Source organism: Uniformispora flossi, assembly GCF_049534875.1.
GTDB classification, from domain to species: domain Bacteria; phylum Actinomycetota; class Actinomycetes; order Streptomycetales; family Streptomycetaceae; genus Yinghuangia; species Yinghuangia aomiensis.
In genome coordinates this window covers 430821-444619 of the sequence record NZ_JBMULZ010000003.1, presented here as the reverse complement: position 1 = coordinate 444619, position 13799 = coordinate 430821, and the positions used below count along the sequence as shown (strand labels likewise).

The 13799-nt window shown below is 72.8% G+C and carries 11 protein-coding genes and 1 pseudogene; 6 read left to right on the top strand and 6 right to left on the bottom strand.

Features of this window, described 5'->3' with window-relative positions; translation table 11 throughout:
* Position 1: 1 nt before the first annotated feature.
* From ACPA54_RS09195 to ychF, 5 genes and pseudogenes are all read right to left on the bottom strand, one after another.
* Positions 2–2035 (bottom strand): glycosyltransferase family 2 protein, encoded by a 2034-nt coding sequence (locus ACPA54_RS09195; RefSeq protein WP_423528178.1) that lies wholly within the window; start codon positions 2033–2035, stop codon positions 2–4.
* Positions 2032–2802, bottom strand: coding sequence for a DUF8017 domain-containing protein (locus ACPA54_RS09190; protein WP_423528311.1), 771 nt, complete (start codon positions 2800–2802; stop codon positions 2032–2034). Before ACPA54_RS09190 ends, ACPA54_RS09195 begins: the two co-directional genes overlap by 4 nt.
* A 177-nt stretch (positions 2803–2979) precedes the next feature.
* Positions 2980–3075: pseudogene (locus tag ACPA54_RS09185) on the bottom strand (DUF2510 domain-containing protein); the annotation flags it as partial.
* Positions 3076–3215: 140 nt separating this feature from the next.
* Positions 3216–4328 (bottom strand): LamG-like jellyroll fold domain-containing protein, encoded by a 1113-nt coding sequence (locus ACPA54_RS09180; RefSeq protein WP_423528177.1) that lies wholly within the window; start codon positions 4326–4328, stop codon positions 3216–3218.
* 103 nt (positions 4329–4431) lie between these two features.
* The gene (gene ychF / locus ACPA54_RS09175; protein ID WP_423528176.1) at positions 4432–5505 is read right to left on the bottom strand and encodes a redox-regulated ATPase YchF; all 1074 of its coding nucleotides are present in this window, start codon (positions 5503–5505) and stop codon (positions 4432–4434) included.
* 169 nt (positions 5506–5674) lie between these two features.
* Between ychF and ACPA54_RS09170 the strand changes: the two genes are divergently transcribed.
* From ACPA54_RS09170 to ACPA54_RS09150, 5 genes are all read left to right on the top strand, one after another.
* On the top strand, positions 5675–6268 hold the full coding sequence (locus ACPA54_RS09170; protein ID WP_423528175.1) for a hypothetical protein: 594 nt from the start codon (positions 5675–5677) through the stop codon (positions 6266–6268).
* 152 nt (positions 6269–6420) lie between these two features.
* Positions 6421–7014, top strand: a complete 594-nt coding sequence (locus ACPA54_RS09165; RefSeq protein ID WP_423528174.1) for a hypothetical protein — start codon at positions 6421–6423, stop codon at positions 7012–7014.
* 113 nt (positions 7015–7127) lie between these two features.
* Positions 7128–7907 carry a hypothetical protein gene (locus ACPA54_RS09160; RefSeq protein WP_423528173.1) on the top strand — a complete coding sequence of 260 codons (780 nt, stop codon included), beginning with the start codon at positions 7128–7130 and terminating at the stop codon, positions 7905–7907.
* Positions 7908–8366: 459 nt separating this feature from the next.
* A complete protein-coding gene (locus ACPA54_RS09155; protein ID WP_423528172.1) occupies positions 8367–9785 on the top strand; it encodes a DNA recombination protein RmuC in 1419 nt (472 codons plus the stop codon).
* A gap of 341 nt (positions 9786–10126) precedes the next feature.
* Positions 10127–10744, top strand: coding sequence for a DUF6542 domain-containing protein (locus ACPA54_RS09150; protein ID WP_423528171.1), 618 nt, complete (start codon positions 10127–10129; stop codon positions 10742–10744).
* 551 nt (positions 10745–11295) lie between these two features.
* Here ACPA54_RS09150 and ACPA54_RS09145 read toward each other — a convergent pair.
* Positions 11296–12267, bottom strand: a complete 972-nt coding sequence (locus ACPA54_RS09145) for a 4-hydroxy-3-methylbut-2-enyl diphosphate reductase (RefSeq protein ID WP_423528170.1) — start codon at positions 12265–12267, stop codon at positions 11296–11298.
* Positions 12268–12346: 79 nt separating this feature from the next.
* Here ACPA54_RS09145 and xseA point away from each other — a divergent pair, with 79 nt between their 5' ends.
* Positions 12347–13558, top strand: coding sequence for an exodeoxyribonuclease VII large subunit (xseA, locus tag ACPA54_RS09140; protein ID WP_423528169.1), 1212 nt, complete (start codon positions 12347–12349; stop codon positions 13556–13558).
* Positions 13559–13799: the final 241 nt, after the last annotated feature.

Here is a 13799-nt window from a genome sequence, read left to right as displayed (position 1 = left end):
GTCAGCCCGCTCCTCCCGGCTGCACCGCGGGCGTACCCGCCGCGGCTTCGTCGGGCCGGAGCGCCGCGGGCCGCGGCTCGGCCACGACGTCGTCGGCCGGCGGCCGCTCCGGCCGGCCGGACCCGGCGGGCAGCGCGGTGCGCTGGTGCGGGACCTGCCCGGCACCCGCGTCGGCGGTGGCGTCGGCCATGGCGTCGGCCGTGCGGCCGGCCGCGTCGAGGTCGACGCTGCGGCGGGCGGCGACCCACGAGATCAGCGGCGGGCCGAGCCCGGTCGCCAGGCTGACCCCGGCCCACACGCGCAGCACGGTCACGTCGTGGTGCAGGGCGAAACTCGCGCCGAGCAGTCCGGCGGCGAGCAGCGCCCACAGGAAGTGCAGCCGGAAGGTGCGGAACGACTCGGCGCTGCGCAGTTCGCCCTTGGCGGTGACCGCATAGGCCAGCGGCCGGCGGAACAGGGCGGCCACCGCGGCGGCGACGTAGACGGGCCCGGCGAAGAGCGCCAGCCCCATGCCCGCCATGCCGATTTCCCGGCGTTCGTGGGCCGCCAGGTTGAACCGCCGGAGCCACAGCCAGAGCACGAACCAGCTGCCCATGCTGGCCCCCCACAAGGCGAGCCAGTGGCTGTTGTCGACGCTCAGCGAGGTGACGCCGAACAGCAGGTACGTCGCGGTCGCGAGTCCGCCGAGCACCGTGGTCAGCGCCACACTCGGATAGTAGAACTGCACGAACCCGTAGAGGACGCGCTGCCGGAACTTCAGGCGTATCCCCCGCTGCAGCTTGCGCCGCAGCAGGATCTCCCAGATGCCGTAGGCCCAGCGCTTCTGCTGGTTGAAGTAGTCGGTCCACGACGTCGGACCCTCGCCGACCGCCAGCACGTCCGGGGTGTAGACGCCCTTCCAGCGCCGGCCGGTGGCCGGGTTGTCGGTGGCCTGGACCCGCATGCTCGTCAGGTGGTCCTCGATGATCGAGTCCTGGTAGCCGCCGATCTGCTCCCACGCGGCGGGCCGGTACAGGTGGTTCGTGCCGATCAGCAACGGCGCGTCCATGCCGTTGCCGCCGCGCTCCACGAGGCCGCTGAACAGGTACTGCTGGACGGACGCGCCGTGCGCGACCCAGTTGTCGTACATGTTCCCGTACACCTGCGGAGCGACGACGAACGCGGTGTCGGGGTCCCGGAAGTAGCCGAGGGTGCGGCGCAGGAAGCACGTCAGCGGCACATGGTCGGGGTCCATCTGCGCCACCACGTCGTAGTCGCGCTCGTGCTCGGCGCGCCAGGAGTTGTGGTTGCCGGACTTGGTCTTGGCCCGGAACTCGCCCTCCGCCTGGTTGTACTCGGGGCGGCCCTTGCGGCTGAAGTGGCGGACGCCGATCCGGGCGGCCATGGCCTTGACCGCGGGGTCGTCGCCTTCGTCGAGGATCCAGACGTCGACCGTGCCGTCGTACTCGATCTCCTTCATCGCCAGCAGTGTCCGCTCGACGATGGCGATCGGCTCCTTGGCCGGGACGATGGTGGTCAGGACCGCGACGCGCAGCCCGCTCGGCGGTTCGACGGGTATCGGATCGCGGGCGCGGAACGCGAAGAGCCAGACGGCGGCGGACTGCACCAGCCGGATCAGTTCGACGAGCACGACCACGCAGAACGCGCCGCGGGCCACGGCCAGCCGTCCCCCGTCCGACCAGCGCACGCCCGGGCCCGGGACGTGCTCGGGCAGCAGCAGCCAGCCGATGAACGCCACCGCCGCGGCGGCGTTCACCAGCACCAGCACGGTGAGCACGATCTTCGCCCCGGTCGAGGCGGTCCGGCGGTACTCGACGCGGTAGTCGCCGTCGGGGACCGGGCGCAGGGGACCCGACGTGTCCGCGCAGGCGACGTAGGCGCGGTGCGCGGCGCGGTTCTTCCGCCTGCGCCTGTTGGTCCTCCGCGTGCCCGAGCCGGCCGGGGGGCGCCGTCCGGCTGCCCTCCGGCGCCCGCGTCCGTCGCGCGTTTTCACGGCGTGTCCCGTCGTCCCCGTGTCGATCATCGTGGTGCTCAAGCCGTGATGCGTACCGAGTTCGCGATCTCGTCCAGGAGCGAAACGGGCGGTGCGTCGGCGGTACGGTCGAGGCACATTTCGAGGACGGCGATCTCCTGCGTCGACGGCGAGACCCGGACCGTCAGGATGCCGCAATAACTGCTGGGCGCGGTCTGCCCGGCGACCATGGGCAGGTCCCACAGCGCGAGGTAGCCGTCGAGCCCCTGGATCTGCACAGGAGCCTGCTTGAGCGGGCCGGTGACGCCGGGGGGCTTGGTGCCGCCCGACTGGGCGGTGATCAGCTCCTGGCCCATGCCGAGCGCCAGCGACTTGAGGTCGGACCAGCCTCCGCTCAGCAGGCGCAGGTTCTGCACGACCGTGCCCTTGGTGCAGACGCCGGCGGTGCGGCCGGTGCACGGGTACGAGGAGAGGACGTAGCGGGCTTCCTCGCTGGTCGCCTTCGGGTCGACCTGCGGGGTCCAGCCCGTGGGGACCGAGAAGGTCACACGCTGCTTCGGGCCGGTGACCACCTGGCCCCCGGGTATCTGCTTGCCGCCGGCGAGCGCCGTCCCGGCGAAGCCCTGCGGGCTGTTGACGTCACCTGGGGATGTGCTGCTCGTAGGCGTGCTCGTGGAACCCGGCTCGGCCTTGTCGTCGGACTTCCCGGAGGTGCCGAGGAAGTAGCCGCCGATGCCGGCCGCGGCGGCGAGCACGACCGCGATCGTCAGGGCGACGACACGCGTGCGCGTCTTGTTGGGCTCGACCGCTTCGAAACGGACGGGCGTCACCGGCCCCGGAATGGGCCGGTCCGCCCCGGGCCACGGCGCGGACGACGCGGCGACCGTGGGCTGCGACGCGCTTTCCTGCATTGTGAAGGGGGGCTGGGGGCCCTGCGGAGGATGCAGGCTGTTCGCCGAATCCTGCGGCTCCCCCGCGGTCTGGAGGAAGTCGGACTGCGGCCGAAAATCGTCGGTCCACGCGGTTCCGTTCCACCAGCGCAACATGTCCGGCTGCCCCGACGGGTCGCTATACCACCCGCTCGGCCTGTTGTCCGTCGCCATGGCGCGAGATGCTAGCAGTCGGGAAAAGTCCAGGTCGGCGGCGGGACAAACGCAACTATCAGTTCCGGAACGCACCTTCGCACATCGCCGGGAGAACGGGCGACAATCCCCCGCAAATCGTCGGTTCCGCGGCGCTCGCGCTAGCTCTTCGGCGGTGTCGCCAACTGGCGTACCTCGGCGGCGGTCAGCACCCGGTCGAAGACCTCGACATCGGCGATGGAGCCGCGGAACCGGTCGACGTTGCTGGTGGCGCGCCCGATCGTGAAGGGGCCTTGGGCGTTCCAGGGAGCGGGGTGGGTGAGTTCGCCCTGCAGGACGCCGTCGACGTACAGGGCCATGCGCGATGTCGCCGCGTCGAAGGTCCCGGTGAGATGCGTCCACACGCCCGTCTTGGGCGGCGCCTGCGCGGTGACGGTGCTCCACGCCGTCGGGTTCGCCGCGTCGTTCGAGGTCCGAGCGAACGCCCACGTCTTCGCGTTCAGGTTGAAGTGCAGGTAGAAACCGCTGACTTGGGTGCCGTCCTGGCCGACGACCATGCTCTGGCCGCCGGTGTCGGCGAGTTTCGCCCACGCGGTCACCGTGAAGCTCTTGGCGGTGTCGAGCACCGGGCCGTCGGTGGCGAGGCTGCCGTTGCCCGCGAACACCGCGCTGCCGCCGCGGTCGGCGGCCCAGGACACGGATCCGGCCACCGTCGCGGGGTGCCTGCCCGCGGCGTCCTGCGCCGTGCTCCCCGACTTCTCGTCCAGCCGCCAGCGGGCGACGAGCCCCTCGGTGACCGGGACGGCCGGGGCACCCGCGCTGCCGGACGCGGATGGAGCGGGCGACTCCGCGGCGGGCGCCCCGGGCTGCGGCGCGGAAGGGACCGATGGCGGGGCCGCCGCCGCGGGCTCGCCCGTCGTGCCGCCGCTGCTCTTGCCGTGCGCGCCCCAGAAGTAGCCGCCGGTCACCGACACCGCGGCGAGGGCGACGGCGGCGATGCCGGTGACGACCCTCCGCCGTACCCGGTCCGGCTCCACGGCCTCGAACAGGACCGGGGCGACCGGGGCAATCGGGGCGAGCGGCGGGGCGGCGGTCTCGGCCGCCGGTATGCGCGCCGCGGCGGGGAACGGGTCGTCGGCCCCCGGCTCGGGGCCGGCTTCCGGGCCGTCTTCGTCCTTCGTCCGCCCGGTCCAGGCGCTTCCGTCCCACCAGCGCAGCCGGTGCGGCACCCCTGCCGGGTCCGGATACCAGCCCTGCTCCAAGTTCCCCGTCATGGGCGCCGATGCTAGCCATACGGAGCCGCGCGCCGGGCCCCGGGCACCGGCCCCCGCGAACGCCGAAGGGCGGGCTCCGCGGAGCCCGCCCTTCGCCGAACGGTCAGACGTTGAAGCGGAATTCGACCACGTCGCCGTCCTGCATGACGTAGTCCTTGCCCTCCATGCGGGCCTTGCCCTTGGCGCGGGCCTCGGTGCGCGAGCCCGTCTCGACCAGGTCGTCGAACGCGATGACCTCGGCCTTGATGAAGCCGCGCTGGAAGTCGGTGTGGATGACGCCGGCCGCCTCGGGCGCGGTGGCGCCCTTCTTGATCGTCCAGGCGCGGGCTTCCTTGGGACCGGCCGTCAGGTAGGTCTGCAGGCCGAGGGTGGTGAAGCCGACGCGGGCGAGCAGCGCCAGGCCGGACTCCTCCTGGCCCATGCCCTGGAGGAGTTCGAGGGCCTCGTCGTCGGGCAGCTCGATCAGCTCGGACTCGATCTTGGCGTCCAGGAAGATCGCCTCGGCCGGGGCGACCAGCTCGCGGAGCTGGGCCTTGAGGTCCTCGTTGACCAGCTCTTCCTCGTCGACGTTGAAGACATAGAGGAACGGCTTGGCGGTCAGCAGGTGGAGTTCGCGCAGCGGCGCGGAGTCCAGGCCGGCGGCGAAGATCGTCTGGCCGCTCTCCAGCACCTTCTGGGCTTCCTCGACGGCCTTGGCGGCCTCCGCGGACTCCTTCTTGAGGCGGGATTCCTTCTGCAGGCGCGGCAGGACCTTCTCGATGGTCTGCAGGTCGGCGAGGATGAGCTCGGTGTTGATGGTCTCCATGTCGTCCCGCGGCGAGACCTTGCCGTCGACGTGCACCACGTCGGGGTCGGTGAAGACCCGGATGACCTGGCAGATCGCGTCCGACTCGCGGATGTTCGCGAGGAACTTGTTGCCCAGGCCCTCACCTTCCGAGGCCCCCTTGACGATGCCCGCGATGTCCACGAAGTCGACCGTGGCCGGGAGGACCTTCTGCGAACCGAAGATCTCCGCGAGCTTGTGGAGGCGTTCGTCCGGCACACCCACGACACCGACGTTCGGCTCGATCGTCGCGAACGGGTAGTTCGCGGCGAGCACGCTGTTCTTGGTGAGCGCGTTGAACAGGGTGGACTTGCCGACGTTGGGCAGACCGACGATTCCGATGGTGAGCGACAACGTGGCTTCCCTGGGGGTGATGGGTTCGGGTGGAGGGCGGCCGGGACGCGGCCATACCTTGCTTCAGTCTATCGACCGGCCGACACGCCTCGGCCCGCGGCCGCGGGCCTGGTCCGGAGCCACGCGCGAGGGCTACGCTGCGCGGCACATCGCGACACGGGGGTGAGTGATGGCCGGAACACGCATGAACCGGGTGGCCTACCCGAACCATGTGGTGTGGCAGGGGCTGCGGATCGGCCGGATCCTCGGCAACGCCGTCCTCGGGGTGGCGGCCATCGGTGTATCCGTCCCCGCCTTCGTGGCGGCTGCGGGCGATTCTCACGGCGACCGGACGAAGCTGCTCGTCCTCGGCGCGGCGCTGCTCGCCGCCGGAGGCCTGCTTGTGGGCTGCGTGGTGCGGCGTGCCCGGGTGCACGCGGCACGCCGGTTCGTGATCCGCCCCGACGCCGTCGTCCTCGTGGACGGCGCCCGGACCCTGCCGATCGCGTGGGACGCGATCGCCGCCCTCCGCCTGGGGCTTCGGGTCGGCGAACGCACCGACGCGGGCGTCGTGACCCTGCACCTGAGCCTGCGCGACGACTCGGTCCACATCCGCCGCATGGCCTACGTGGAAGAAGGCATGTTCCGCGCACTCGCCCTCGACCTGTGCCAGGGGTTGGCCGGCCGCCCGGTGCAGTTCACCGTCCAGGGCCCGCAGGTCGTCGCCGACGAGGTCGCCGCGCGGATGGCGGCAGGGCGGCCGCCGCGACCGTTCGGGCCCTGAGGACATCGGCGGCAGCCCGCTGCCGCGCCCGCGCGTCGCGGAAGTAGGCTCTCGCGCACACCGCCCGAGGGACGGCCAAGCGGTGGCCCTGCCCCGGCAAAGGGATGCGGGGGGCCTGTGCCGCGCGGCACGTCGCGGCACAGGGGTGAGTGGTGGACGAGCTACGCAGGAACCGGGTGGCCTACCCGGACCACATCGTGTGGCAGGGAACGCGGATCCGCTGGATCGCGTACAACGCCTTAGCCGCGGTGGTGTTCTTCGGCGCGGCGGCGCCCGCGTTCCTGGCGGCCGCGGGCGACTCCGGCGCGGCACGGACCAGGCTGCGCGTCGTCGGCTGGGTCCTGGCCGCCGCGGGTCTCCTGTTCGCGGCCGGCTGCCTGCGCTACTGCCGGATCCAGGCCCGGCGACGGATCGAGATCCGCCCCGACGCCGTCGTCCTCGTGGACGGCAGGCGTGCCGTGCCGATCGCGTGGGACACGATCGCCTCCGTCTGGCTCGGGTGCCGCCTGAGTGTCCGCACCGACCGGGCCACGGCGAGTCTGAACCTCACCCTGCACAACGGCGACATCGAGTACCGCAGCCTGGCCTACGTCGAGGAAGGCATGTTGCGCGCGCTCGCCGTCGATGTGTGCGAGGGGCTCGCCGGACGCCAGGTGCGGTTCACCGTCAAGGGCCCGCAGGTCGTCGCCGACGAGGTCGTGACGCGGATGGCGCGCGGACGGCAGCCGCGCTCGTTCGAGCCCTGACGGCATTGGCGGCAACCCGCTGCCGGCGCCGCGCGTCGCGGAAGTAGGCTCTCGCGCACACCGCGCGAGGGGGGCTTCGGCGCGCACGTCGACGACACCTCGGGGATGACCGTATGAGTGGCACGGGGAACCGGGAAACGCACCCGGACTACGTTCTGTGGCAAGGCGAGAAGTTCGGCAAGCTGCTGTTCGCGGCGGCGATCCCGCTGCTGCTGATGCCGATGGACATGGCCGACATCGCCGACAGCACCGGGCTGCCGAAGGGCGCGATGACCGGGCTGGCGGTCCCGCTGGCACTGATCCCGGTGCTGGCGTTCTACGTGTACAAGCACCGGCGCATCGCGATCTCCGCGCAGGGGCTCGTGCTGTACGGCATGACGAAGAACCGGTCGGCCGCGTGGGGCGACATCGCCGCGGTCACGGTCAAGCTGCGCGAGGGCAGCGGCGAATCGCCGAGCAGCTTCGCCCTGCACGCACAGCTGCGGGCGGGCGGGACGCTCAAGCACACGGTGAACTTCGTCGAGGCGGAGATGCTGCCGTGGTTCGCCCGCGACATCCGCGACGCGGCAGCGCCCTGGCACATTCCGTTCGAAGCGAAGGGCTCGCGCGCACCGCTCCAGCGGCTGCAGGCCCTCGACGCCCAGGAGGCGGCGGCGCGGGCTGCGCAGCAGGCGGGGAATCCGTTCGGGGCGGCGGGCGGTGCGCAGGGCTACGGCGCGCCTGGCGTGCCGCAGCAGGGCCCGTATGGCGGTGCGCCCGCACCCCAGCCCCAGCCCTACGGCATGCCGCCGACCGCACAGCCGGGCCCCTACGGCGCCGCACCCGCGCCGTACCCGGGGCAGCAGGGCCCGCACTCGGGACCGGGGAACCCGTCCGGGAGCGCGGGGCGGTAGGGCCGGCGAGGGCCGTGGGGGCCGGCTCGCCGCGCGGGGTGAAACCGCCTTGCGGCCAGGGCCGACGGCTTCCGGGCGATGACCGCGTGCCGCCGGGTGTCTGCTCGGGTTCGGGTGTGCGCCGCTCCCCCGTCGGAGACCGAGCGTTGGGGCAGTGAGCGCGCGCCGCCCCCGGACCGAGCGCTGCACGTGCGCACGCAGCCGCCTCATCGACACCGCGCGTCCGCCGCCACCTCACCCGACGGCGCCCGTTGCGCTCGTCCCCCGCTCCGCGGCCCCGGCTCCGCCCGCCGACCAGCCCGCACCGGCACGGCCCGACAGCCGTCCCTCCGCCCCTCACCGCCTTCCGTCCGGCGCGTCGTCCCCTGCCGATCCCGCCGCCGTGGTCCCTTCCCCCGCGCCCTTCGGTCCGGCGCGGCGAGTGTCGTCCGTGGCCGTTGACCCGCAAGGATGAACGGTATGGATGTCACCGCCGTGTTGCTGCTGCTCATCGGGCTCGCCGTCGGTGCGCTGCTGGGTGTGCTGTGGAGCCGCGGTCAGTCGAGTGCGCGGATCGCCCGGCTGGAGGCCGAGCGGGCGTCCGCGCTCGACGCCGCGGACCTGGCCGAGCGCGCGCAGGAGCAACTCGGCGAGCGGTTCAAGGCGCTGTCCGCGGACGCGCTCGCGCGCAGCAACGCGCAGTTCCTGGAGCTGGCCGACCACCGCTTCCGGATCGCGGGCGACCCGATCCGCGAGACCCTCGACAAGCTCGACGGCCGCCTCGGCGAACTGGAGCGCGCCCGCGCCGCCGCACAGGCCGCGCTGACCCGGCAGATCGACGACGTGCGCAACGCCGGTGAGCAGCTCCGCCGCGAGACCGCCTCCCTGGTCAGCGCCCTGCGCCGCCCCGACGTGCGCGGACGCTGGGGCGAAATGCACCTGCGGCGTGCGGTGGAGGTGGCCGGCCTCGTCGACCGCTGCGACTTCGACACCCAGGCCTCGGTGTCCACCGACGACGGTGTGTTCCGCCCCGACATGGTGGTCCACCTCGCGGGCGGCAAGCACGTCGTGGTCGACGCGAAGGTGCCGCTCGCCGCGTTCCTCGACGCCGCTGAGACCGACGACGACGCCGTGCGCGCCGAGCGGCTCACCGCACACGCCCGCCAGCTCCGCACGCACGTCGACCAGCTCGGCGGGAAGGCGTACTGGCAGAAGATCCAGCCGACACCGGAGTTCGTCGTGCTGTTCGTGCCGGGCGAGGCGTTCCTGGCGCAGGCGCTCGAGCAGGAGCCGGGGCTGCTGGAGTACGCCGCGCTGCGCAAGGTCGTGCTGGCCACCCCGACGACGCTGATCGCGCTGCTGCGCACGGTCGCGTACGCATGGAGCCAGGACGCGCTGGCCGACGGCGCGCGCGAAGTGTTCGAACTCGGCCGCGAGCTGTACGACCGGCTCGGCAACCTCGGCGAGCACCTGGACCGGCTGGGGCGGTCGCTGACCGGCGCGGTCGGCGCGTACAACCGCACGGTGGGGTCGCTGGAGGCCCGCGTACTGGTGAGCGCGCGGCGGATGCGGGACCTCAAGCTGGTCGAGGACGACCTGACGTCGCCGGGCCAGGTCGAGACCACGGCCCGCGCGCTGTCCGCGCCGGAGCTGGTGGCGTCGGCCGAGGAGGGCAATCGGCTGCGTTCGCTGCCGCCGATCGAGGAAGCGGCTTTCCCGGCGGTGGCGCGGAGTGAGGGCGCCGATCAAGGCGAGGGCGGAGACGGAAACGGGCCCCCGGAGCGCGAGGCCCGGGCCGACGGGACGGGCCACGCCGAACGGAACGCGGGCCGTGATCCGAACGGCGGTGAGCAGGGCCAATCGGACGGGCCGGTCCGGCTAGGGGAGGGAATCGGGTAACGATATGCGCGTGTTCTTCACCGCTTTGCAGCAGGTTGTACACATAACGTTGATATGTGAATCAACGCAGCCGAGCCCGTCCGGCTTCGGGCGGCGCCGCGTCGGCGCGGCGGTCGGCCGTGCCCGCGCCCGGACGGAGTGAACCCGTGCGCCGCCGCCGTCCTTCCGACGCATCGTCGGGCGTGCCCGAGCCCGGGGCCCCCGTGCCGCCCGAACGCCGCGAGGCACCCCGCAGGGGTTCCGGACCGGGTGCGCCGCAGCCGCTGCCCGCGGCCCCGGGCGCGGCGAGTCCGCGATCCCGGCCGGCCCGCGCGGGCGAGCGCCGTCCGCGGCCCGGTGGTGTGGGTCTGACGGCACCGGGCGCCTTCGTGGTCCTGACCGCGGGCGCGCTGCTCGGCGGCGTGCTCAACGAAATGCTCACGGACACCCTCGGGACGCTGTTCGGCACGGTCTTCCTGGCCGTCTGCGTGCTGGTGGCGGTCAAGACCCGGCCGCGCGACCTGGTCGCCGCGGTCGTCGCGCCGCCGATCGCGTTCGCACTGACCGCGGTCGCGACGAGCGTGCTGTTCCCCAGCGACAACGGCGAGGACTTCCTGCTGCGGACCGGGCTGGACGTGTTCACCGCGCTGACCTTCAAGGCCGGGATCCTGTTCGCGGCTACGGCACTGGCCGCGGCCGTCGTCTTGGTCCGCAAGCGCGCCGAACGCGACGGAGAGTCGTCCCCCAGCCCGCGGACCACGCGAGACCCACGTGACCGGAACCGGCCCGAACGACCGGACCGCAACGCCCCCGACCGCCGCGACCCGGGGTCCCCCCGCACGCCCCCGCGAGACCCGCGAACCCCCCGCGACACCCGCCCGGCCCGCCCTCCGCAGTCCCCACCGCCTGCCCCCGAAATGCCGCGCGCGCCCGAGAGCGAGGCTCTCCACCGCCCCCGCGAAAACCCGCGCGAACCCTGACGGGACGGCCGGAGTCGAGGTGGTACGGCCCGCCGGAAGCGAAAGAATCCGCCGCGAACACCCGCAAAAACCCTGACCCGAACGGCCGGGGCGCAGGTCGTCGGCGTGCGAAACCGGTCAACCGGCCCGCCGGCCCCACCCCGCCCGCGCGCCCTGCGCGCGCCGAGGTCGATACGCCGCACGTCCCGCAGCATTCGGCGCGCGGTCCCTCGCGCACGGCAGGGGATCACCCGGAGCCTTCCCGGCCTATCACCCCGGCCCGCCCCCGGCTCCCGAGCGGGCCGCACGAAACTCGTCCAGCCGCCGGAGCGGCGGCCTTTTGCACGCAGCCCCCGGGACCCCGCTCACCCCCGCCCCGTTTGCGCGGCACCCCCCGAAGCCGCGGTGCCGCACGACGACCACCCCACACCCCACACCGGCACCGGCACCGGCACCGGCACCGCCCACACGAAAGCCCGCGCGCCCCCGTTCAGTCCGGGGTTCGCGCGGGCTTTCACGTGATCTGCCGCGAGGCGGCCCGGCCTCGGCCGACCCGTCGGTCCGGTTTCAGCTCAGCCCTGGGCCGCCTTCATGTCCCGCTTCAGCTCCTGCGGCAGCGAGAACGTCAGCTTCTCCTCGATCGCGCTGTGCACGCGCACGTCCTCGAAGCCGTGCTGTGCGAGCCACTCCAGGACGCCGTCGACGAGGACCTCCGGCACCGACGCGCCGCTGGTCACACCGACCGTGCCGACGCCGTCGAGCCACGCCGCGTCGATCTCGTCGGCGGAGTCCACCAGGTAGGACGCGCTCGCGCCGGCCTCCAGCGCGACCTCGACCAGACGCACCGAGTTCGACGAGTTCTTCGAGCCCACCACCACGACCAGGTCGGCCTCCGCGGCGATCTGCTTGACCGCGACCTGGCGGTTCTGCGTCGCGTAGCAGATGTCGTCGCTGGGCGGGCTCTGCAACAGCGGGAACTTGGTCTTGAGCGCGTCGACCGTGGCGAGCGTCTCGTCCACCGACAGCGTGGTCTGGGAGAGCCACACCACCTTCGACGGGTCGCGCACCTCGACGTCCGCGACATCGTCGGGGCCGTCGACCAGAGTGATGTGGTCGGGGGCCTCGCCGGTGGTGCCGATGACCTCTTCGTGGCCTTCGTGGCCGATGAGGAGGATGTCGTAGTCCTCCTCGGCGAAGCGGACGGCTTCCTTGTGCACCTTGGTGACCAGCGGACACGTCGCGTCGATGGTCTTGAGGCTGCGCTCGGCGGCCTCGTCGTGCACGATCGGCGCGACGCCGTGCGCGGAGAAGATCACGGTGGCGCCCTCGGGGACCTCTTCGGTCTCGTCGACGAAGATCGCACCGCGGTTGCGCAGCGTCTGGACGACGTACTTGTTGTGGACGATCTCCTTGCGGACGTACACCGGCGGCCCGTACAGCTCGAGGGCCTTTTCGACGGTGACGACGGCCCGGTCCACGCCCGCGCAGTAGCCACGGGGGGCGGCGAGCAGGACGCGGCGGGGGTGCTCAGTCATGGTGTCCATCGTACGGGCGCGGGCGCGCTGCGGCCCCGGGCGCCGGGGGGTGACCCAAAGTGTCGGGGTCGGCCCGTAATGTGGCCGCATGGCGCTGACTACCTCCGCGGAATCGCCCGTCCCGGTCTCCGAGATCTCGCGCCTTATCGGGGGGTGGATCGACCGCCTCGGCGCGGTGTGGGTCGAAGGGCAGATCACCCAGCTCAGCCGGCGGCCCGGTGCGGGCGTGGTGTTCATGGTGCTGCGCGACCCGTCGCACGACGTGTCGATCTCGGTCACCTGCTACCGCCGGGTGTTCGACGCGGTCGCCGACGTGGTGACCGAGGGTGCCCGCGTCGTGGTGCTGGCCAAGCCGGAGTGGTACGCCCCGCGCGGCACGTTGTCACTGCGCGCGACCGAGATCCGTCCGGTCGGCATCGGCGAGCTACTGGCCCGGCTGGAGCAGCTCAAGCGGACGCTCGGCACCGAAGGCTTGTTCGATCCACGACACAAGAAGCCGCTGCCGTTCCTGCCGCACCGCATCGGGCTGGTGTGCGGCCGAGCGAGCGCGGCCGAGCGGGACGTCCTGCAGAACGCGAAGCACCGGTGGCCCGCGGTGCAGTTCGACGTCCGCAACGTCGCCGTGCAGGGCGTCTCCGCGGTGGCGCAAGTGACCGCCGCGATCGAGGAATTGGACGCGCACCCGGACATCGACCTGATCGTGGTGGCCCGTGGCGGCGGCAGCGTCGAAGACCTCCTCCCGTTCTCCGACGAGCAGTTGATCCGCGCGGTCTTCCGCTGCCGGACCCCGGTGGTGAGTGCGATCGGGCACGAACCCGACACCCCGCTCCTCGACCTGGTCGCCGACCTGCGCGCCTCCACCCCCACGGACGCCGCCAAGCGCATCGTCCCGGACGTCGGCGAGGAGACGGCGCGCATCACGCAGCTCCGCGACCGGGCCCGCCACACCATCGCCATGCGCCTCGACCGCGAGGAACACGGCCTGGCCTCGGTCCGCACCCGCCCGGTCCTGGCCGACCCGTACGGCATGGTCGAATCGCGCGAATCCGAACTCGACACCCTCCTCGACCGCTCCCGCCGCACCCTGCGCCACCGCCTCGAGCACGCGGCCACGGACCTCGAGCACACCCGGGCCCGCGTCGTGGCCCTGTCCCCCGCGGCCACCCTGGAACGCGGCTACGCCGTCCTGCAGAAGGAGAGCGGCCAGGCCGTCCGCAGCCCGGACGAGGTCGACGCGGGCGAGAAGCTGACGGCCCGGGTGTCGGCGGGCCGGATCAACGTGGTGGTGGAGGGGCAGTAGCCGCGGCGGGGGGAAGGCTCTGGTGGGGAGGCTCGAAGACTTCGTCATCATCGCCGACCGCCGAAGCCAATTCCGCACACGCGACTCGACGGCTCAAGACCCGGGCTCCGGGACGCGCGAGGACAGCCGGGTTGGCCGTGGTGACGCTCGGGCCCAAAGACGACGACCAGTTGCGGGGCGCGGCCCAGCCCCGGGGCGCCCCCCCGTTGGGGGGCGCAAGGGTAGCCCACCAACCCCCCCC

Excerpts from the sequence above, each read along its gene's own strand:
- ACPA54_RS09180 (WP_423528177.1), bottom strand. The coding sequence starts at position 4,328 with ATGACGGGGAACTTGGAGCAGGGCTGGTATCCGGACCCGGCAGGGGTG.
- ACPA54_RS09170 (WP_423528175.1), top strand. The coding sequence starts at position 5,675 with ATGGCCGGAACACGCATGAACCGGGTGGCCTACCCGAACCATGTGGTG.
- ACPA54_RS09160 (WP_423528173.1), top strand. The coding sequence starts at position 7,128 with ATGAGTGGCACGGGGAACCGGGAAACGCACCCGGACTACGTTCTGTGG.
- ACPA54_RS09155 (WP_423528172.1), top strand. The coding sequence starts at position 8,367 with ATGGATGTCACCGCCGTGTTGCTGCTGCTCATCGGGCTCGCCGTCGGT.
- ACPA54_RS09145 (WP_423528170.1), bottom strand. The coding sequence starts at position 12,267 with ATGGACACCATGACTGAGCACCCCCGCCGCGTCCTGCTCGCCGCCCCC.
- xseA (WP_423528169.1), top strand. The coding sequence starts at position 12,347 with ATGGCGCTGACTACCTCCGCGGAATCGCCCGTCCCGGTCTCCGAGATC.